At 61.3% G+C, this 18,579-nt stretch carries 18 protein-coding genes and 3 pseudogenes; 12 read left to right on the top strand and 9 right to left on the bottom strand.

Annotation, left to right across the window (positions count from 1 at the left end):
* Positions 1–42 precede the first annotated feature (42 nt).
* From ACODTJ_RS25585 to ACODTJ_RS25575, 3 genes and pseudogenes are all read left to right on the top strand, one after another.
* Entirely contained in the window at positions 43–486 is a 444-nt protein-coding gene (locus ACODTJ_RS25585) for a TIGR03757 family integrating conjugative element protein (RefSeq protein WP_488850742.1), read from the top strand.
* Positions 483–1,160, top strand: a complete 678-nt coding sequence (locus ACODTJ_RS25580) for a TIGR03756 family integrating conjugative element protein (RefSeq protein ID WP_488850740.1) — start codon at positions 483–485, stop codon at positions 1,158–1,160. Before ACODTJ_RS25585 ends, ACODTJ_RS25580 begins: the two co-directional genes overlap by 4 nt.
* Positions 1,153–1,674 (top strand): annotated as a pseudogene (locus ACODTJ_RS25575) (IS6-like element ISRsp9 family transposase); the annotation flags it as partial. The gene ACODTJ_RS25580 and the pseudogene ACODTJ_RS25575, both read left to right, overlap by 8 nt.
* On the opposite strand, the gene ACODTJ_RS25570 reads toward ACODTJ_RS25575, so the two are convergent.
* Positions 1,674–3,392, bottom strand: a complete 1,719-nt coding sequence (locus tag ACODTJ_RS25570) for an ISL3 family transposase (protein ID WP_234909066.1) — start codon at positions 3,390–3,392, stop codon at positions 1,674–1,676. The pseudogene ACODTJ_RS25575 and the gene ACODTJ_RS25570 overlap by 1 nt on opposite strands.
* Positions 3,393–3,816: 424 nt before the next feature.
* On the opposite strand from ACODTJ_RS25570, the gene ACODTJ_RS25565 reads away from it, so the two are divergent.
* The gene (locus tag ACODTJ_RS25565; protein WP_488850737.1) at positions 3,817–4,101 is read left to right on the top strand and encodes a BrnA antitoxin family protein; all 285 of its coding nucleotides are present in this window, start codon (positions 3,817–3,819) and stop codon (positions 4,099–4,101) included.
* Between the two features lie 508 nt (positions 4,102–4,609).
* On the opposite strand, the gene ACODTJ_RS25560 is transcribed toward ACODTJ_RS25565, so the two are convergent.
* The 3 genes from ACODTJ_RS25560 to ACODTJ_RS25550 form a co-directional block, all read right to left on the bottom strand.
* The gene (locus ACODTJ_RS25560) at positions 4,610–4,906 is read right to left on the bottom strand and encodes a hypothetical protein (protein ID WP_488850735.1); all 297 of its coding nucleotides are present in this window, start codon (positions 4,904–4,906) and stop codon (positions 4,610–4,612) included.
* Positions 4,907–5,294: 388 nt separating this feature from the next.
* On the bottom strand, positions 5,295–5,429 hold the full coding sequence (locus tag ACODTJ_RS25555; RefSeq protein ID WP_488850734.1) for a DUF4236 domain-containing protein: 135 nt from the start codon (positions 5,427–5,429) through the stop codon (positions 5,295–5,297).
* Between the two features lie 41 nt (positions 5,430–5,470).
* On the bottom strand, positions 5,471–6,364 hold the full coding sequence (locus ACODTJ_RS25550) for a hypothetical protein (protein ID WP_488850732.1): 894 nt from the start codon (positions 6,362–6,364) through the stop codon (positions 5,471–5,473).
* 450 nt (positions 6,365–6,814) lie between these two features.
* Between ACODTJ_RS25550 and ACODTJ_RS25545 the strand changes: the two are divergent.
* From ACODTJ_RS25545 to panB, 8 genes and pseudogenes are all read left to right on the top strand, one after another.
* Positions 6,815–7,274 (top strand): annotated as a pseudogene (locus ACODTJ_RS25545) (DNA-3-methyladenine glycosylase); the annotation flags it as partial.
* A gap of 716 nt (positions 7,275–7,990) precedes the next feature.
* Positions 7,991–8,944: an NUDIX hydrolase gene (locus ACODTJ_RS25540; RefSeq protein ID WP_488850730.1), complete on the top strand. Its 954-nt coding sequence runs from the start codon at positions 7,991–7,993 to the stop codon at positions 8,942–8,944.
* Positions 8,945–9,011: 67 nt separating this feature from the next.
* On the top strand, positions 9,012–9,986 hold the full coding sequence (gene nadA, locus ACODTJ_RS25535) for a quinolinate synthase NadA (RefSeq protein WP_488850728.1): 975 nt from the start codon (positions 9,012–9,014) through the stop codon (positions 9,984–9,986).
* Positions 9,983–11,527: an L-aspartate oxidase gene (locus ACODTJ_RS25530; protein WP_488850726.1), complete on the top strand. Its 1,545-nt coding sequence runs from the start codon at positions 9,983–9,985 to the stop codon at positions 11,525–11,527. The genes nadA and ACODTJ_RS25530 overlap by 4 nt, the downstream gene beginning before the upstream one ends.
* Positions 11,524–12,381 carry a carboxylating nicotinate-nucleotide diphosphorylase gene (nadC, locus tag ACODTJ_RS25525; RefSeq protein WP_488850724.1) on the top strand — a complete coding sequence of 286 codons (858 nt, stop codon included), beginning with the start codon at positions 11,524–11,526 and terminating at the stop codon, positions 12,379–12,381. Before ACODTJ_RS25530 ends, nadC begins: the two co-directional genes overlap by 4 nt.
* Before the next feature lie 56 nt (positions 12,382–12,437).
* Positions 12,438–12,890, top strand: a complete 453-nt coding sequence (gene panD, locus ACODTJ_RS25520; RefSeq protein ID WP_488850722.1) for an aspartate 1-decarboxylase — start codon at positions 12,438–12,440, stop codon at positions 12,888–12,890.
* A gap of 9 nt (positions 12,891–12,899) precedes the next feature.
* A complete protein-coding gene (locus tag ACODTJ_RS25515) occupies positions 12,900–14,108 on the top strand; it encodes an aminodeoxychorismate synthase component I (RefSeq protein WP_488850720.1) in 1,209 nt (402 codons plus the stop codon).
* Positions 14,109–14,128: 20 nt separating this feature from the next.
* Positions 14,129–14,959 (top strand): 3-methyl-2-oxobutanoate hydroxymethyltransferase, encoded by an 831-nt coding sequence (gene panB / locus ACODTJ_RS25510; protein ID WP_488850718.1) that lies wholly within the window; start codon positions 14,129–14,131, stop codon positions 14,957–14,959.
* A 50-nt stretch (positions 14,960–15,009) separates the two neighbouring features.
* Here panB and ACODTJ_RS25505 read toward each other — a convergent pair whose 3' ends face one another.
* From ACODTJ_RS25505 to ACODTJ_RS25485, 5 genes and pseudogenes are all read right to left on the bottom strand, one after another.
* Positions 15,010–15,357 carry a Dabb family protein gene (locus ACODTJ_RS25505; protein WP_488850716.1) on the bottom strand — a complete coding sequence of 116 codons (348 nt, stop codon included), beginning with the start codon at positions 15,355–15,357 and terminating at the stop codon, positions 15,010–15,012.
* A 6-nt stretch (positions 15,358–15,363) separates the two neighbouring features.
* A pseudogene (locus ACODTJ_RS25500) lies at positions 15,364–15,873 on the bottom strand (ferredoxin reductase domain-containing protein); the annotation flags it as partial.
* A 440-nt stretch (positions 15,874–16,313) separates the two neighbouring features.
* Positions 16,314–17,231: a Kiwa anti-phage protein KwaB-like domain-containing protein gene (locus tag ACODTJ_RS25495; protein WP_488850714.1), complete on the bottom strand. Its 918-nt coding sequence runs from the start codon at positions 17,229–17,231 to the stop codon at positions 16,314–16,316.
* 10 nt (positions 17,232–17,241) lie between these two features.
* On the bottom strand, positions 17,242–17,835 hold the full coding sequence (locus ACODTJ_RS25490) for a hypothetical protein (protein ID WP_488850712.1): 594 nt from the start codon (positions 17,833–17,835) through the stop codon (positions 17,242–17,244).
* Between the two features lie 217 nt (positions 17,836–18,052).
* Positions 18,053–18,205: a hypothetical protein gene (locus ACODTJ_RS25485; RefSeq protein WP_488850710.1), complete on the bottom strand. Its 153-nt coding sequence runs from the start codon at positions 18,203–18,205 to the stop codon at positions 18,053–18,055.
* Positions 18,206–18,579: the final 374 nt, after the last annotated feature.

The raw sequence follows: 18,579 nt of genomic DNA, 5'->3' as shown, positions 1-18,579 counted from the left end.
GTTCGACGCTCCAGAACGAAGACCCGTTTCCCGGAGCACGCAATGCCTCATCCGCTTCCTTTCCTATTCCGGCCGAACTCGTTTGCGGTCGCGATCCTCGGCCCACTGCTCGGCGCGATCGCGATGGATGCGGCCAGTGCCGCGGAGGTCAAGGTCTTTACAGCGCGAGCGATCCCGATATCTGCGCCGGCGGACGCGACGGTGGTTTATCTCGATGACGCCGGCGCGATCGAGGAGCGGCTGTCGGCCAATCTGCCTGCCAATCAGGATCGTGCTGAAACCATCGCACGGCAGCGATTGCAGGCAGGTGGACAGGCGCTTCAGCGTGAACTTGCCACCGCTTGGCAAGGAATTGCCGACGCCTGGAGCCTCGGCATTACAACCTTGCCCGCCGTCGTCGTCGATCGTCGTTATATCGTCTATGGCGAGCCGGACGTCGCCAAGGCCGTGGCGCGCATCGAGGCATATCGGAGGGAGCGGGAATGAAGCTCTCGAACCGTCTGCGCGCCGGTATCGCCGGGCTCATGCTGTCCTGCGCTACCTCGGCCGCCGCGCTCGATACCGCCACGATCGCCGCGTCGGCCCTCTCGCCGGATTGCCTCGAATACCGTGTGGTCGGCATCTGCTACTGGCTGAGATGCGGCTTCTTCGGCTGCTCGGTCCGCACCTCCGTCAAGATCCGCCACTACGTGCCGGATGCCGTGGTCTCCAGCTATGCCAACACCGGCGAGAACCCGTGGGTCGAGGTTCGGCTGATGAGCATCGCCAACCCGACTGCGCTGAGCGGCGGCGACGGCACGACCAGCGAGCAGCACGAGAACAACCTCCAGAAGTTCAAGAACGCCGACGTCACTGGACATCCGGCCGGTGCGGTGTTTAGCGGTTTCGCCGGCAGCCTCGGCTATGCCTGCGAAGGCGCCGGAAAGCCGTTGATCCCCTACTTCCTCTCGACGCTCGATACCGTCGCCTGGCGCTACAATCTGCCGGAAGCAGTCTATCCGGAATCGCTGATCCCCGGGCGGCGCGAGATCGGCTCCCGGACCTCCATGAACCTCTGGGGCGCCGTCTATCCGCGCGGTGGCTTCCAGCACCAGGCCGACGGGAGGCGTCGCCTTAACCGGCTGGTGCGGATCGAGGCAATAGTCTATCGGCATGACTGACGATGCGTCCGCCCGATACAAACGCCACCGCTTTCCAGCCGAGATCATCGCGCATGCGGTATGGCTCTATTACCGGTTCCCGCTGAGCCTGCGCGATATCGAAGACCTGCTTGCCGAGCGCGGCATTGCCGTCTCGTTTCAGACCGTCTCAGAATGGACGACTAAGTTTGGCCTGAAATTCGCCCACCAACTCAAGCGGCGGTCGATCGGCAACTTCGCAGACAAATGGCATCTCGATGAGATGGTCGTATCGATCAAGGGCAAGAAATACTGGCTGTGGCGCGCCGTCGATGCCAACGGCTACGTTCTCGATGCTCTGCTGCAAAGCCGCAGAAACAAGGGAGCCGCTCTTCGGCTGATGCGCAAATTGTTGAAGAGCCAAGGTGTTGCGCCGCGCGTGATGGTGACAGACAAGCTGCGTTCTTATTCCGCCGCAAAGCGAGAGATCATGCTGGGGATCGAACACCGTTCGCACAAAGGGCTCAACAACCTCGCAGAAAATTCGGGTCTGCCTCACTTTGTGTGGAGATCGGACAATTGGATGGGCATCATCCGCGCTCTGAGAAGCTCTGCACCCGCTCGGCCATACATAGCGCGCTTGATCGTCTTCAGTCGGTTGATCTGACCTTCCGCTTGACCATTGCTCCAAGGCAGGTCGATGGCGTTACAGACGGCGTCGATATCGCGGCGAAGGACGCGGGCAAAACGGGCCAGGAAAACCAGGCCAGAATGAATGGCATCATCAATCCAATCTTCGAGCCTTGCCGAATTTCGGCTATGAAATATTCCGCGAAACCGCATGGATAAGCTGCGCAAAGTCGCAAAGGTATCTGATCCCTGCTTGAGGGCGTCCACTTTCCGCTCTTGATTGACGGTCAGCGCGCCGCGCGGCTTGATGCAGAGAGCAGCGGCGACAACCGGCGAGATCCAGTGGCCAGTGTGCGGATCACGCACAGGCGCATTATCGTATGTACTGTCGACGACGCCAACCCGAGCCGGCGCCGCATCATCCTTATCCTTATCCTTATCCTTATCCGATTCCGGTCTCTCGGCGCGGCGCCAGGTTGCCAGGAGGCGTTCAAGATTGGAAAAGCTGCCGGTGTACCCGCGATGCTTGATGTCATGAAACAGATGCCGCCCACGGCGGTTGCCGTCCTTCCAACATTGGGTGAGAAAGGCTTCGAAATACAGGGGAGATGTCGGCTGCAACGCTCCCCTGCGTCGGTCGGGTGGCGTTTCAAACGTCAGCCATTTCGCGATGCTGCGGCGGCCATATCCAGTGCGACGCGCAATCTCCGAGCAGGTCAGGCCTTCTTTGCTCAAGGCGTGCACCGTCTCGAACACCTCCTTCCGGGACTGCCTATGTGTCCGTCGAAGCTGATTGCGCAACCGCATTCCAGGCGCCTCCTCATGCAAAGCTCGATCGTCATGATCAGTCTCGATGTCCTCGTCTGGCAGCAGTGCCCTGCCTGTAGCTCGGCCGGAGAGGCTCATCTGTTCCTCGATCGCAAGACGCAGGTTCTGGAAGAGATGAAAGCGGTCAGCCACCTGAGACGCTTGCGGGGCACCTTCACGAGCAGCCTGCGCGTATAGCCCGCATCGATCTCGACTGACCACCTCAATGGAGGGATGCCGCTTCAACCATTGTGCAACGCTCGCCACGCTCCGGTCCTCGAGAATGTCCATGACCTTTCGGCGCTCGAGATCAACGATGATCGTGCCGTAGCGCCACGATTTCCTCCAACTCCAGTCATCGATACCGATGATCCGAGCGGGGGGCTCGTCGTCGATCTGTAAAGCCATGCGCTTCAAGTGCCGAAGGATGGTGTCGTCGCTGACCGGCATCCCGAGCTGGTTCATCAAGCGCTCTCCCGGGCGTCCGCCTGTGCCGTGCCCCAGAAGGCCGACTATGTTGGCGACCCTCTTTGTCCTGCGGGCGTAGGGCGAGGCAATATCCGGGATCGGGTCCGAGAATGTTTGCCGCCCGCACTGCCGATAACTGCAACGCCAGCGGCTCAACCGAAGCCTTACCGTCACTTCATTGCCTTGGATCGGCAGGTCCTGAAGACTGCGGTACGACCAGCCGTGCCGACGTGCGCTCTGTTTCCTGCAATCTGGACAAATGCCCGAGGATGGTCCGCAAGCCGACACAACCCAGTCACCGTCGCCGTTGGTTGCGATGCTTTGGACCTTGATGCCCGGACCGGGCGACCATTTTGATTTTGTTCTCATGCACGCCAATAGCGAAGTGCCTGCTAACGATCTATTAACCACACAAAGTGAGGCAGACCCCCATTTTCAGAGAACCGTTTCTCCATGAGCGTCGCCAAATCGGCAGCATCCGGACTGAACGCCCCCTCATAAAGCAGCGCGGGTAGCTTAGGATTGTTGGGGACGAAGCTCCAGGGCTCGAAACGCAGGGCTGTCAAGGTGGTCTGCATAAACTGACATCTCCTAAGGACAATCATTGAACGCCGTCGCCGGATGGCCGTTCCTCGTCTGAAGTCGCTTTGATGCCCAGCCATCCAAAGGACAATGAAGGTCCGAGGCGCCCATTGACGTAGCGACGATCCTGAAGTGCTCGACTAGCGGAAAGCGCCCGTTTCCAACCAGTCCCTGCTATGATCGAGTGCCAGCTACTTGGTATGAGGACGTAATGAGCAACGATAGAACGCGCCGCCCACCGAGCGCTCGCGACAAGGCAGAAGCCCTTTTCGCTGCGCCGAAAGTGGCGCCGCCTGCGCCAATTGAGAAGCGTACCGCTCTGCCGGGGACCAAGGAGATGGTCACTCTTCGAATCGACAGCGAGGTGCTGGCGCACTTTCAGGATGGCGGGCCCGGCTGGCAGGACCGGATCAACGACGCACTCAGAAAGGCGATGCCAACAGCCCTCGATGAAGGACTGAGGCCGGACGAGCTCAACTCTTCGAACGACGGCTGATCATAGCCGCGCGGTCCCTTTGTTGATGGCCGTGAAGTTCTGGCTGATAAGACTCTGGCCGGCGCCGCGAGACGCGATTCGGGTCTGGCGGGCTGCGCCGTTGCCCAATGTGTCGCAGCTCGCCAGTTACCCGAACTTCACATCCGGTAGACAAATTTCCGGCGCGCCTTAGATGCGGCGCGAGGGCCGAGCCGGCTTCATCCCTCCTAGGCCAGCCGGTTCGGCGTCAGGAGCCCTCATCCCGATCAGCGCGACTCACGAACGCGCTCCGAGGCGTCTCGTCGAACCTCTTCGACTGTGTCAGGGCCATTTTCTGCACATCACCGTGTTAGGGGCCAAGTCCTCGGCGCGCAGCTGACCGTTCGCGGGAGGCCACGGAGGCGGGATTCGCAGACCTATCTTATGAAACTTTCCCCTCTTGCCGGCTGGCCTTTTGGGCCGGCCTTGTAGTACTCGCGGTGGGCGTTTCAATGAAACGCCTCTAGCATCGCTGCCAACGACCATCGTGTCACTGCTCGTCATCTCGGGGGCAATACTCACGAACGAAGATCATGCGTGATTCCTCAAGGGGAAACGAAATCCGCAGGAAGAAGCCCTCTTCCTCCAGATTCGTCTCGATCCTCATCTCATGTTGGATACGGCGAGCTTCGAGCCAACATGTGGCCCCAGCGACGACATCGTTTAGGCTATCAAATTTGAAGAATGCCTCGATCTCATACGGCCCTGACGCGCGCAAGTCAGGGGGCGTGCCCGCGTAAACATACTCGAAATCCAGCTGCTCGACGGTTGATTCTGTGGGTTCCATGTGACCTCCAAAATTTTGGTTCGGAGACATGGTCTGCGGCGAGGATGAAAGTCACAATGGGGTCCCAAATCAAACGTGGATTGCGCTAACCTCCTCGGCAAGAGTTCACACAGAGATCGAAGCGGCCGGGGTCGAGCCAGAAAACGGCCGGCATCCCAGTGGGAGCCGGCCAAGGGGAAGCCTGGGCAATACGCCAAAAGCCTCAAGGGGAACGGATGCGGCCAGACACCGGCGGGACTGGGGCCGGAGCGGCCAGCGACAGGGCGTATCTGTTCGGGTGGGGCTGGCGGTTCCAGATAGATTTCAGCGGGACTCGACGCGGGTTTGGCCCGGCGGGGCGAACTCAAGCTCTGGGTGTCAGATAGCCCGGTTCCGGGTAGGCCGACGGTCAGGCGCGACTGCCGCGCGGGCCGATATTGACCATGGCACCCGGCACGCCGGCGCTCACGCTGACGCCGCTCAGGCTGAAGTTCACCCTGACGCCAGGAAAAAGACGAACGGAACGCCGAAACCTAAATCCCATGAAGCGCCCTTTCCGCTGTCACGATCAGGCTGGCCGCTGGGTCAGAGGGTAGGGGAGTTTCTGGAACTCTCGGCTGGCTTTGCAGGCGTCTGCTGCTCTTTCAGGTTTTTCCCGATCAGATCGCCGCGCGACCGGATGACGTAAGCCGTGACGACGTCACGCACACGGTCCTCCGCGATCTTCCGGACCATTGATCGATCCGAGGGCCCGCCGGATTCGTTTTCCACCAGCTCCGTCGTGACCTTCACGAGCGCATCGATATCGTTCTGGCAGAAGATCATCGCCGCCTTCGCGACGACCTCCGCTTTCTCGTCGGTCAGGAGCATTGTGGCGCCTTCCTTGCCGATGCAGGCGAGCGTCTTCGTCCGAATAAGGTCTCGCGTCTTTTCCAGGAGTTCGGTCCTTTCGGCCCGAGCCAGCTTGGCGCGAGTCTCGGCTTCAATCCGCTGCGCCTCGGCATGTGCTGCGGCGGCCTCCCGCTCAGCCTTTTCCTTCTCCAGCCTTGCCTGCCGTTCCGCGCGCTCCCGCTCCTCATTGGCCTGCCGCTCGGTCGTCCTGCGCTCAGCATCGGCCCGGGAGATTGCGATCTGACTGGCCAAGCGCACGCGCACGGCTCTCTCCAGATCCGTCAGATACGCACCGGTGTAGAACGCTTGACCGCCGAAGCCGTAGATCGCGTCGTGGGTCGAAATCATCACTGAGATCGACTGAGAGCAGATCGATACGGCCCTGTTGATGAGCGGCTGGAAACTGTCATAGGCGACAGCTCCATCAAAGCCATCATCGCGGCGGACGACGGCGGCTACGCAGTCGGTCGCTGCTCGAACATAGGGGACGTGCTGCTTTCGCTTTTGTGCTTCTGACTGCGCCGGTGTCTGCGCCACTGCCGGCAAGGCCGATGCCAACAAACCGGCGAGCACAAGAAACGTACGCATAGTCCTTCCCCCAGAGCGTGTGTGTTTTACCAATCCTTAACCGCAAGTCGAGTCGGACATCACGCTTCGGTTAAGACGCCAGATCGCTCCGAAGAACTGGAAATGCGTCCTGGGCAAACGGCCGCAGCGAATTCTGGGCGCGAAACCGGAATCGGCGAAGCAGGCGCAAAGGCGTGGCAGCGTGGTCACACGAGACGAGAGTGTGACGGATCGCTTTCTATGGGGATTGCATCTTGGGGTGTTGGGTCTGAAGCTGATCTTCAAGGGAGGCGAAGTTATGCGTACGCCTGACAGCTCAGAAGCCTCTATGGCTCGGATCAACGGCATCCTCATTCGCGGTGCTATCGTCGTGGCGATCGCTGCGGCGACGGTGCTTCCACTGATACGCTAGTCGTTTCAGGCTGCAGCCGCGCTCAGAGTCAGCGCCATCTGCGAGGCTCGCGTTGACGAATGCCTTTGAATCTGACTGAGCTTAAGGCTTTGAACGCTCTGGAGCTTGCTCCGCGGCTAATCGGTATGAAACTGTTCGTCGAGGGCGTCGGAGGAACGATCGTCGAAACCGAGGCCTACCTCCCCGACGATCCAGCTTCGCACAGCTTCCGGGATCCGACAGCGCGCAATGGGGCCATGTTTGGGCCTTCCTGGCACGCCTATGTCTATCGGTCCTACGGACTTCACTGGTGCTTGAACATTATCGCTGGAGGCGCTGGCGCGGTCTTGATCAGGGCCATCGCCGACCGACGGCCTAGCTCAGATGCGGGCGCGTCGCGGCAGCGCGAAGAACCTGTGCAATGGGCCAGGGCGCTTGGCCCAAGCGCTTGGGATAACGAGCGACCATAATGGACTGAGTTTGGAATGGTGTCCGTTCTCGATCATCGATCGATCAAGCGCGCCTGAAATTTCCTGCAGCACCCGAATTGGGATTTCGAAAGCCGCCGAGCAGCCATGGCGCTATGGTCTAGCCGGCTCGCGCTTCGTGAGTAGAGCGTTCCCAAAGTCCGCCATAGCTCCGGCCGCCAGCTAAACCCGGGTTTGATCAGTCTTTGCGAGGTTTGCCGAGATTGCCAGGCAGCCCTGAGAACGGGAGATTATCGGGCCGCAACAAGCTCTCATCCGGCTCGGGGCGACTTGCATTCTCGCCCTTGTGGGTCTTTTCCAATTCACGGATTGCTGACGTCAGCCGCTGGAACTCGCGACCTATCGTCCTCCGTGCTTTCCGAGGGGGGCTCGTCGAAACCACGCCGCGCCTTGCGTACGGCTGCAAAAGTAGTCTCAGCTATCGCCATCTCGCATCCGGCCATTGCGTGGGTTTGCGCGATCTCGCAAAAAGTCGTGACCGTCAGGCGAGGCTTGCGTGTTCGAGATTGCTCCCGGGGATCGGAGCATACCGCGAGGGGGCGCTGGGTGGCAGGACACTTCAGTAGTTGTCCGTCTGCGTCCTGGCGTTCCGGGCAGACGTTTGGGAATGGTCAGAATTTTCCGAGCGATGCGCCGCCGGAGAAAATCCATCCACCGAAATTCTCTGGAGGATGGCGCGCATCAGCCTGCCAAAGTGTAATTTGCTTGGCATGCTTGGCGAGCCATTCTGCTCAGCAATTGGCGGGTTGGACCAGAGACACAGGCTTCATGCGGGCGGACAAGGCAAAGGCAGTTCAAGTTGATCCGGAGCAGTCGCTAGGCGCCGATCTCATCGCCGTCGTGGCAGCGGTCACAATGGGCGATCCGCGCATCCTCACGATCGATCGTTTCGAATCATTGCCGTCGGGCCCATTCGAACTGGGCCATCGCTCCCTGCAATCGGGCCTTCGGGCCTGGGTCGAACGCCAGACGGGCCTTTCGCTGGGATATATCGAACAGCTTTATACCTTCGCTGACCATGGCCGCATCAGCGATGAGCGCGTTCAGATCTCGATCAGCTATCTGGCTCTAGCACTGGAGGAGCGCACCAAGAGCTCATCAGCGCATGGTTGGGGCAGGTGGTACGACTATTTCCCTTGGGAAGACCACCGAGCCGGGGAGCCGAGCATTCTGCTCGAAGCGATCGTGCCCCAGCTCTTGTCGTGGGCTGAGAGTGCAGACAATCGGGCGGCGAAAGAGGAACGCCACCGGCGCGTGACGCTCAGTTTCGGGTTGAATGATCACGGCTGGAACGAGGAGCTCGTGCTCCAGCGATATGAGCTGCTCTACGAAGCGGGCTTGGTTGCCGAAGCGATCCGGGATCGCAGCGCTGGCGGTGAGCCGACCATTCCCGGCCGGTCGATGATCGCCGATCATCGCCGTATCCTCGCCACGGGGATCGCGAGGCTCCGCACCAAGATCAAATACCGCCCGGTTGTGTTCGAGCTGATGCCGCCGACTTTCACGCTGCTGCAATTGCAGCGGACAGTGGAAGCGCTCGCCGGCCGGCTGGTGCACAAGCAAAATTTCCGACGCCTGATCGAGCAGCAGGAGCTGGTCGAGGAGACCGGAGAGACGACTGCGGATACAGGCGGCCGACCGGCCAAGCGCTTCCGCTTCCGGCAAGCCATCCTCGCCGAACGAACCGTCGCCGGGACGCGATTGCCGCTTTCTCGCGCTTGACATCTCTTATGCTCATAGTAAGCATATGTTCTCATTATACTCATTCAGAGCATAATGAGGGTACTTGATGTTCCAGGCCTCCGCCGTCACGACAGCACTCTACGAGCGAGTCAAAAGCGTCATCCCGCCGGCCGAATGGCTGAGCTTCGCCGACGATATCGACGCCATTCTCGCGCTGAAGCGGCGGCGGAATGCCGTCATCCTCGCGCATAACTACCAGACTCCGGAGATCTTCCACGGCGTTGCCGACATCGTTGGCGATAGTCTCGCACTTGCCCGCAAGGCGATGTCGACCGAAGCCGACGTGATCGTGCTGGCCGGTGTGCATTTCATGGCCGAGACGGCGAAGCTGCTGAATCCCCAGAAGACGGTCCTGATCCCCGATCTCGGGGCGGGTTGTTCCTTGGCGGATTCGATCACGGCGGCGGATATCCGCCTGCTGCGGCAGCGCTATCCGGGCGTTCCCGTCATTACCTATGTCAACACCTCCGCCGAGGTGAAGGCCGAGTCCGATATCTGCTGCACCTCTGGCAATGCGAAGGCGGTCGTCGAATCCCTCGGCGTGCCGCGGGTGCTGATGCTGCCGGACGAGTATCTGGCCCAGAACATCGCGGCCCAGACCGACGTCCAGATCATCGCCTGGAAGGGGCATTGCGAGGTGCATGAGCGCTTCTCGCCGGCCGATATCCGCGCGCTCCGGGAGAACCATCCGGGCGTGACGGTGCTCGCCCACCCCGAATGCCCGCCCGAGGTGGTGGCCGAGGCCGATTTCGCCGGCTCGACCGCGGACATGTCCGGCTATGTCGAACGCTACAAGCCGGCCCGCGTGGTGCTGATGACCGAGTGCTCGATGAGCGACAATGTCGCGCTCCAGCATCCCGATGTCGAATTCATCCGCCCCTGCAATCTGTGCCCGCATATGAAGCGGATCACGCTGGCCAATATCCGCACCGCGCTTGAGCAGAACCAGCATGTCGTAACTGTCGATCTGGAGATCGCCGGGCGGGCGCGGCTGGCCGTCCAGCGGATGCTCGCCGTATGAGCCGGGACGTCCTTGATCTCTATGGTCGTCCCGTCATCATCGGCGGCGGCATCGCTGGGCTCCTGACGGCTCTTCATCTTGCGCCAGAGCCGGTGGTTCTTCTGACGAAGGCACCGCTGGGAACCGAAGCCTCCAGCGTGTGGGCGCAAGGCGGTCTCGCCGCCGCCATGGGCGATGACGACGATCCCGCTCTGCACCTGGCCGACACCCTCGCGGCCGGCGACGGCCTCTGCGATTCCGTCGTGGCCAAACGCATCCTTGAGGCTGCGCCCGACGCGGTCGCCGGGCTCGAAGGCTTCGGCGTTCGCTTCGATCGCACGCCGCAGGGGCGATGGCGCCTGGGGCTGGAGGCCGCGCATAGCCGGCGGCGGATCATCCATGCCGATGGTGACGGCAGCGGTCGCGAAATCATGCGCGCCCTCGTCGCGGCCGTGAAATCCATGCCTTCGATCGAGGTCGTCGAAGGCATGGAGGCGTGTCGTCTGGCCGTCGCTGATAACCGGGTTCACGGCGTTTGGGTGCGTGGCCGGGATGGACAGGCATTCGTCGCGTCGAGCCGGGTAGTGTTGGCGCCCGGCGGACTTGGCGGATTATTCCTCGAATCCACCAACCCGCTGGGGAACTGGGGACAGGGGCTCGCGCTCGCTGCCCGTGCCGGAGCACTCCTTGCCGATCTTGAGTTCATTCAGTTCCATCCGACGGCACTTCTCGGATCAGGCAGCCCGGCGGCGCTGATCAGCGAAGCGGTTCGCGGCGAAGGAGCGATCCTCGTCAACGAAACGGGCCAGCGCTTTCTCGCGGAGGTCGATGGGGCCGAACTTGCCCCGCGCGACGTCGTTGCCCGCGCAGTCTCGAAACAGCTGGTTGATGGGCACCAGGTCTTTCTCGACGCCCGCGGGACGATCGGCCCGGCTTTCGGAAAGCACTTCCCGTCGATAGCCGCGGCATGCGGCAGGATCGGCGTCGATCCGGGGAGGGATCTTATCCCGATCCGACCGGCTCAGCATTACCACATGGGCGGGGTCGCCGTGGACGAGTTCGGCCGCAGCTCGGTCTGCGGATTATGGGCCTGTGGTGAGGTTGCCTCGACCGGCCTACAGGGCGCGAACAGGCTTGCCAGCAACTCCCTGACTGAAGCCGTCGTCTGTTCGCGTTGGGTCGCGGAGGACCTCGCTGGGACTGCTGCAGAGCCTAGCCGCTCCCTCCCGGCACCCATGGCGATGTTACCCGATCCGGCACCCATTCGGTCGGTCGTTTCGCGTTCGCTTGGCGTTCTGCGCAATGAAGAAGCCCTGTCGGCTGCCTTGCAGGCCTTGTTGCCTCTATCGGAGCAAGAGGAGGCCGCGTCCGACCCTGCGATCGTCGGTTTGATGATCGCGGCGTCAGCGCTGTTGCGACCGGAAAGCCGCGGGGCGCATTCTCGCGCCGATTTTCCTCACCAGGCACGGGTTGCCACGCGATCCAGGATCACACTTGGCGCCGCGCTGACGGTCGCCCGATCCCTCGGGCGCATGCCCGTTCTCGAAAGTCTTTCAGCATGACGCAGCTCTTCCCGCTTCCCACCATCATGCTCGAACCTCTGGTCCGATCTGCCCTGCTCGAAGATCTCGGCCGGGCCGGCGACCTGACGACGGATGCGATCGTTCCGCGGGAGCAGCGGGCCACGACCGTCCTCGCTGCGCGCCAGCCGGGGGTGGTCGCCGGTCTCGATCTGGCCGCGCTGGCCTTCAAACTGATCGATCCGGATGTCGCGATTTCCGTGCAGCGAGCGGATGGCAGCGCCGTCGCGGGGGGCGATATCGTCGCGACCGTAAGCGGGCCGGCCCGAGCGATCCTCACAGGCGAGCGGACCGCGCTTAATTTCCTCAGCCGCCTGAGCGGTATCGCCACGGCCACGCGGGCCATCGTCGATGCGGTCGAGGGGCACAAGGCGAAGATCGTCTGCACGCGCAAGACCACGCCCGGCCTGCGCGCGATCGAGAAATACGCCGTGCGTGCCGGCGGCGGCTCAAATCACCGCTTCGGCCTCGACGATGCCGTTCTGATCAAGGACAACCACATTGCCGTCGCCGGCGGCATCCGCCCGGCGATCGAGCGCGTACGCGCCAGCGTCGGCCATCTCGTCAAGATCGAGATCGAGGTCGATACGCTGGCGCAGCTGGAGGAGGCATTGGAACTCGCTCCCGACGCCGTCCTGCTGGATAACATGACGCCGGATGAGTTGTGCCGCGCCGTCGCCATGGTCTCAGGCCGCGCGCTCACCGAGGCATCGGGCCGGATCACCGCCGCGACAGCGCCGAGCGTCGCCGCGACCGGCGTCGACCTGATTTCCATCGGCTGGCTGACCCATAGCGCGCCGATCCTCGATATCGGCCTGGATTATCAGTCTCTCTGATTGCGGCTCCGCTGCAGTCTTGGAGTTGCTCCACTCAAGCAGGAAGAACGAGACCGATGCGCAAGATCGTCGCCGGTAAGCTGCAGGGCATCCATGTCACCGAGGCCAATCTCAACTATCACGGCTCGATCACGCTGGATCCCGATCACTGCGAGGCGGCCGGAATCCTGCCGATGGAGTTCGTCGAGATCTGGAACAAGAATTCGGGAGCGCGCATCTCGACCTATGTCATTCTCGGCGCGCGCGGCTCGCGATGCTGCATCCTGAACGGCGCCGCAGCCCGTACTTGTCAGGCCGGAGACCAGATCATCATCTGCAACTCGGTCTATGTCGAGGAGCGGCAGCTCACGTCGCTGAAGCCGCGCAACCTGCCCTTCGATCAGGACAACCATATCCGCGACCGGCTGAGCTATGCGGTCGAGCGGGACGGGCAGGGGCGGTACAGTTTCTCCATCCTGGACGAGGCGGACACGGCACTGGCCATTCCTGCCATGGTCTCCAGAAGCTGATCGGCTTCGATGTCGACCGAGCTGCCTTGCGAGGAGCGTGCGCTTGACGGAGCCGCTGCTTCTGACCGCTGGCCCTCTCATCCCTTCGTGTTGTTGGAAGACCGTCATGGGGGTGAAACGCTGTGCTTCGCCCGCTGTCATCAGGTCCTCGAGGCACATTCCTATGACGCCGTGCCAGCAACCTTGGCCGCCATGCTTGAGGCTCAGAGCGCAGGATACTTCCTGGCGGGCTATGCCGCCTATGAGCTGGGCTACATGTTTGAGCCACGGCTTGCGCCCCTTCCTTCGGCATTGAGCGGGCCCCTGCTTCAATTTGGTGTCTTCGACGAACCGAGGCGCTTTGATTGGGGGGAGGTTCGCGGTTCCGCCGACATAAGCAGCTTCTCCGCGCTCTGGACGTTCGATGCCTATGCCGCTCGCTTCAGGCAGGTGATCGACTACATCCGGGCTGGCGACGTTTATCAGGTCAATCTGACTTTCCCGCTGATCGGGGCATGGTCAGGCGATCCCATAGCGCTCTTCGCCGCGTTGCGCTCTCGCCAGCCAGCCCCCTATGGCGGCGTGGTCTCTCTCGGTTCCGAGACCATTCTGTCGCTATCTCCGGAGCTCTTCTTCGAGCGAGAAGGTTCGCTCATCCGCACGCGCCCGATGAAGGGAACAGCGCCACGGGGCATGTCTCCCGAGGATGATCACCACTTCGCGGCAAGCCTGGTCACCAGCGAAAAGAACCGCGCAGAAAACCTGATGATCGTCGATCTGCTGCGGAACGATCTCGGCCGCGTCTCCGAAATAGGATCGGTGCGCGTGACGGATCTCTTCAGCGTCGAGACCTACCCGACGCTGTTCCAGATGACCTCGGGCGTTGAGGCGCAACTGCGGCCCGGTCTACAGCTTCCCGATCTGCTTCAGGCCCTGTTTCCCTGCGGATCGATCACCGGTGCGCCCAAGATCAGAGCCATGGAAGTGATCCGTGAGCTCGAAGCGCGCCCGCGCGGTGTCTATTGCGGCAGCATCGGCATGCTCAATCCCAATGGAGAAGCGCGCTTCAATGTCGCGATCCGGACGCTGACGCTCAGCCCCTCCGGGCAGGCGACATTCAATGTGGGCTCCGGGCTGGTCTTCGATTCTGAAGCCCGCAGCGAATACGACGAGTGCCTGCTGAAGGCAGCCTTCCTCGCTGAATGCGGAGCTTTGCGCCGTGCGACCTTGCATGTCTGATATCAAACAGGGAGAGATCCATGAGTGCCACGACTGCGAAGAGCGCCGTTACCCCGCTGGACGTGATGGCCCGCAAGAATGGGACCCCGCTGGTCTGCCTGACTGCCTATACGACGCCGATGGCGCGGCTCGCCGATGCTCACTGCGACATCGTGCTGGTCGGAGACAGCGTCGGCATGGTTCTGCACGGCTTGCCGTCGACGCTCGGCGTGACCATGGAAATGATGGTCCTGCATGGAAAAGCGGTTCGGCGCGGCCTGGATCGGGCGCTGATGGTCGTCGACATGCCCTTTGGATCCTATGAGCAGGGACCGGCACAAGCCTTCGAGAATGCGGCGCGCCTGATGGCGGAAACGGGCTGTTCCGCGGTGAAGCTCGAAGGCGGTGTCGGGATGGCAGAGACCATCCGGTTCTTGACAGCCCGCGGAGTGCCCGTGATGGCTCATATCGGCCTGACTCCTCAGGCGGTGAACACGCTTGGCGGCTATCGTGTCCAAGGCCGCGGTGACGACGCTGAACGCATCCACGGCGATGCCATGGCGGTCGCGAAAGCGGGAGCTTTTTCGGTCGTCCTGGAGAAAATCCCCGAAGAACTGGCCCGCAAGCTTACCGGGGACATCGATATCCCGACGATCGGCATCGGCGCGTCACCCGCATGCGACGGTCAGGTTCTCGTCGTGGATGACATGCTCGGCCTGTTCGGAGATTTTCGCCCGAAATTCGTCAAGCGATACGCCGAACTGGCCACAGCCACGGACGCCGCCATGTCGGCCTATGCGGAGGACGTCCGCGCGCGCCGGTTTCCCGGGGCGGAACATATTTTTGCCGCCGCGTCCAAACCGGCCGGATAAACGCCAGCCGTTCGGCCGGCACCGACAATGGCCCGAGCGCGGAGCGCCAACTATGTCGAGGAAGCTCCGGTGGTCGACGGCTGGGTCGTGATCACCGGTTCGGTCGTCGCCTCAGACACCGCGTAATCCGCGGCAAGTCTCAGCTCGCGCAACGGCCGGACGCGCCTGATGGCTTCGGCATAGAGCTCATGAGCCTTGTACGCCGCCAGCGCCGCGTGATCTGCGAACTCGCCATAGACGACGATGTCGACTTCGGAGCTGATTGGATCCGACTTGCGATTCTCAGCGATCTCAAGCTTCAGCGCATGCGGTATGCCCGTCAGGATCGACAGACCCCGGCGGATCTCCTCGATCGCGTCCGGAGTCTTGGCGCTGAAGAACACGATATGCCGGATCATGGGGAGCTACTTCTCGACAAAGGCTTTTTCGATCACGTAGTCGCCAGGCTCCCCGTGATTGCCCTCTCGGAGGCCCTGCTCCGTGAAGATCGTTTTGAGGTCGGCCAGCAACTGCGGCGAACCGCATAGCATGAAGCGGTCGTGCCTGGGATCGAGGCCGCTTTGTCCGATGTCGGCGAAGAGCTGGCCCGAGGTCATCAGATCGGTAATGCGGCCGCGATTGCGGAACGGCTCACGAGTCACCGTCGGATAGTAGACGAACTCTTGGCGGATCATGTCGCCGAGGAATTCGTCCTGTGGCAATTGGCGTTGTATCCGCTCGCCATAAGCCAATTCTGCCACCTGGCGGGAGCCATGGACGAGCACGACGCCCTCATAGCGCTCATAGGTTTCGGGATAGCGGATGAGCGAGAGAAATGGGGCCAGGCCCGTGCCCGTGCCGAGCAGAAAGAGGCGCTTTCCATCCCACAGATTGTGGAGCATGAGGGTTCCGGGCGCCTCATTTCCGACGGTGAGACGCCATTACGCTGTTGGAAATCTGCTGGAGTCGTAGCAGCGGCCGCTAGCCGAGGGGGAAAGGTGGATGCCGAATAGAGCGCGTCTAGTGCTAGTTGTCGCGCTGACATTGGCGAACAGCTTGGCGGCAACTGGAGCACTGGCGGCAGGTTGCATCATCGACTCGTCACCTTGCCGCGGCTGCGGCTGCAAAGGCGGTCCTGGCTATCGTCACGTTGCCTCTGGGCAATGCGTCGGCTTTCGCGATCTCACAAAGAAATGCGGTAACCCGCCTGGTGCGGAGTGCGTTTTCGAGAATGCTCCGGGCACATGCGTCAACCGTGAATGCGTACTCGGCGGATCGCGTCAAACGCGATGAATTCGGGGTTGCGATCGCCGGCCGCTGAACATTCGCATCGTCAGGGGAGGCGATCACTGGAGTAGCCGATCCGGTTCTTCAACTAACCAACGAGCTCGGTGCTCGGGACGTCATACATTTGCGCGCTCAGCCGAGACTCCAGTCGATGATCGAGGAGAGCGATGAAGATGTCCCGGCCGCTCTCGACTGTTGCGACTATCCGCCCTCCTTCATCGAACGCGATGTTCAAGTTCATGTTCTCGCATTGAGCCCGCAGACGCTGCATGAATGCAACGTCGCGATAATGGCCCTTCTGCTGGATCGCCACCGCGCGACGGAGATGGATCTTGTTCGTCCCAACGTATGCTGTCAGCGGACCCATATCTGCAAAGATCGCGGCAAATTCCGCTTCCGTCCGAAGCTCCTCAAACACGCGCTCGTGACCCTCCCTGTAGGCCAGCAGAGATTCGAAGCGTGGCTTGCTGCGGATAAAGATCCGGTCCGTCAGAACGAAAAAGTCGAAGTCGGGGCGGATCGTGAAGGCAGGATCGTCGTCGACGTCCAGCTCGTCATCCGAGTAAACCATCCGGATGAGGCCACCTGACTTGCGTGTGGACCAGGAAGCATCAGTTTTGCGAACGGCGAGCATAACCTGGTCTGCGAGCGCGAAACGCGCCACGTAGAAGTCAGTGTCCTTCAAGTCGGCGAGGTTGCGGACTTTGAGGCCGTCCGTCGGCTCCATGATTTGAGCCGCGATTCTATGAGCTACGGTTTCATCCGTATCGATGGTTAGTGCGCTGCCCTCGTTGTTCTGAGCAAGAACGCCGTACTCGATTGTTTCCGTTATTCCTTCGAGATTGGTTTGAACGGCGTCCCTAAGCCGGCCTGCGAGGTCCTCGGTGATCCCGATCCAGCGGCCGCGAAACTGGACTTCGCCTTTAGTCCTTGGCTTCCTGAAGACCCAAACTGTCACTTCGGCTGCCTGCAGGTCGAAACTCTGCAGGTCCTGTAACGTCGTCATCCTCGCCCCCTCAGATCTCGTCGGTGACGATCATCACATCCTGTAGGCCATTTTGACGATAGCTCTGGCCTGCGCTTATCGAGGTTTTCGACAGCATTCGCCCAACATGGACCACTTCGCCGCCGATGAAAGTGTATTTGATCTCGTAAAGCTTCCAGCCAAGGACCGTCAGGAGTGGGTTCAGCGCGATCTGGCCGGCCTTATACGTGATCCAAAAAATCCACCCGAGGAAGACGACAAACCCGAGCATCTTCGATGTCTGCTCGTAATCCAGACTCATGAATGAGACGACGTAGGGGATCACATAATTGATCAAGTCGGCAGGAACGTGCTTGCTCTCAACGACTTTGACCGTGTGACCACGGGGCAGCAATCTGAACGCTGCCGCTGTCACGACCACGCCGATAGCGCAGATTGCGACGGCAGGGAGCGAGCGCCACGGCTTCTTCAACAAATCGGCGCATTGCCACTGCTCAAGGGCCAATAGTGATGAAGCGCACAAACCGAACTTTTCGGTTTGCAGGTCTTGAACCAGCAGGATGATGCTAAGTGGAAGGTACGAGCCAAGGAAAATTGCCACTGCAACGGCGATACGAAGCTGCATAGTTGCGAGGCCCAACCTGTCTCAGTGTACCGTCACGCCGACTTTGAGAGGATCGTGGAGCCGACACATCCATAGTGGCGAATGATCTGGTTTGTAGCCAGAGGCACCGTGGATCGCGCTTGAGAGAATGATCAGCCCTTTGCACCCGAGCCCGCCTGTCCGGTGAGAGAACGCAAGAATGCCTGGTCGGGAGCTCTCGTCTCCCGGCCAGGCTGATTCACTGCAGGAAGGTGACCCAGGCGTCCTGGATGCGACCAGAGGCAAAGTCTTCCTGCATAGCGAGCACCGGGCGCTTCCGCCCGAGCTCGGTATCGATTTCAAAATCCAACGGCTCGTACCAGAGATCGTCGAAATCTTGATCGGGCAGCAAAACGGCGAGGACCGATCCGAATTACGGATGCCTCCCGCGATCAGGGCTGCATTTGGAGACAGGGTCTCCGGCGAATTTCCGAGCTTGCGCATCGGAGCCTCCAGCGAGTGAGTTCGCAGAGCTCACGCCCGACGAACGGTTCATGCTCGGGGAAGGTCGATTAGCGCCGGGCACAAGTCTCACGGACGAGCCGTGCATCTTGTCGTCTGCGGGCTGCTTTGGAGGGGCGCCTAGCCCTCCGTGAGCACCAACGGTGCGACGGCAGGGAGCGTTCCTGCATTGCGGCCCTTGGAAGGGCGTAGGGTCGAACCGTTGAGCATGCCGCTCCTATAAGCTGGGCTGGTGCGCTGCCGATAGTGGCGAGGGAAGCCTGA

The sequence above is a fragment of the Allobosea sp. FG18 genome (assembly GCF_057809495.1).
The sequence above is the reverse complement of the archived record's forward strand: the minus strand, read 5'-3'. Positions and strand labels throughout refer to the sequence as shown.

Excerpts from the sequence above, each read along its gene's own strand:
- ACODTJ_RS25585 (WP_488850742.1), top strand. The coding sequence starts at position 43 with ATGCCTCATCCGCTTCCTTTCCTATTCCGGCCGAACTCGTTTGCGGTC.
- ACODTJ_RS25580 (WP_488850740.1), top strand. The coding sequence starts at position 483 with ATGAAGCTCTCGAACCGTCTGCGCGCCGGTATCGCCGGGCTCATGCTG.
- ACODTJ_RS25570 (WP_234909066.1), bottom strand. The coding sequence starts at position 3,392 with ATGAGAACAAAATCAAAATGGTCGCCCGGTCCGGGCATCAAGGTCCAA.
- ACODTJ_RS25565 (WP_488850737.1), top strand. The coding sequence starts at position 3,817 with ATGAGCAACGATAGAACGCGCCGCCCACCGAGCGCTCGCGACAAGGCA.
- ACODTJ_RS25560 (WP_488850735.1), bottom strand. The coding sequence starts at position 4,906 with ATGGAACCCACAGAATCAACCGTCGAGCAGCTGGATTTCGAGTATGTT.
- ACODTJ_RS25555 (WP_488850734.1), bottom strand. The coding sequence starts at position 5,429 with ATGGGATTTAGGTTTCGGCGTTCCGTTCGTCTTTTTCCTGGCGTCAGG.
- ACODTJ_RS25550 (WP_488850732.1), bottom strand. The coding sequence starts at position 6,364 with ATGCGTACGTTTCTTGTGCTCGCCGGTTTGTTGGCATCGGCCTTGCCG.
- ACODTJ_RS25540 (WP_488850730.1), top strand. The coding sequence starts at position 7,991 with ATGCGGGCGGACAAGGCAAAGGCAGTTCAAGTTGATCCGGAGCAGTCG.
- nadA (WP_488850728.1), top strand. The coding sequence starts at position 9,012 with ATGTTCCAGGCCTCCGCCGTCACGACAGCACTCTACGAGCGAGTCAAA.
- ACODTJ_RS25530 (WP_488850726.1), top strand. The coding sequence starts at position 9,983 with ATGAGCCGGGACGTCCTTGATCTCTATGGTCGTCCCGTCATCATCGGC.
- nadC (WP_488850724.1), top strand. The coding sequence starts at position 11,524 with ATGACGCAGCTCTTCCCGCTTCCCACCATCATGCTCGAACCTCTGGTC.
- panD (WP_488850722.1), top strand. The coding sequence starts at position 12,438 with ATGCGCAAGATCGTCGCCGGTAAGCTGCAGGGCATCCATGTCACCGAG.
- ACODTJ_RS25515 (WP_488850720.1), top strand. The coding sequence starts at position 12,900 with ATGTCGACCGAGCTGCCTTGCGAGGAGCGTGCGCTTGACGGAGCCGCT.
- panB (WP_488850718.1), top strand. The coding sequence starts at position 14,129 with ATGAGTGCCACGACTGCGAAGAGCGCCGTTACCCCGCTGGACGTGATG.
- ACODTJ_RS25505 (WP_488850716.1), bottom strand. The coding sequence starts at position 15,357 with ATGATCCGGCATATCGTGTTCTTCAGCGCCAAGACTCCGGACGCGATC.
- ACODTJ_RS25495 (WP_488850714.1), bottom strand. The coding sequence starts at position 17,231 with ATGACGACGTTACAGGACCTGCAGAGTTTCGACCTGCAGGCAGCCGAA.
- ACODTJ_RS25490 (WP_488850712.1), bottom strand. The coding sequence starts at position 17,835 with ATGCAGCTTCGTATCGCCGTTGCAGTGGCAATTTTCCTTGGCTCGTAC.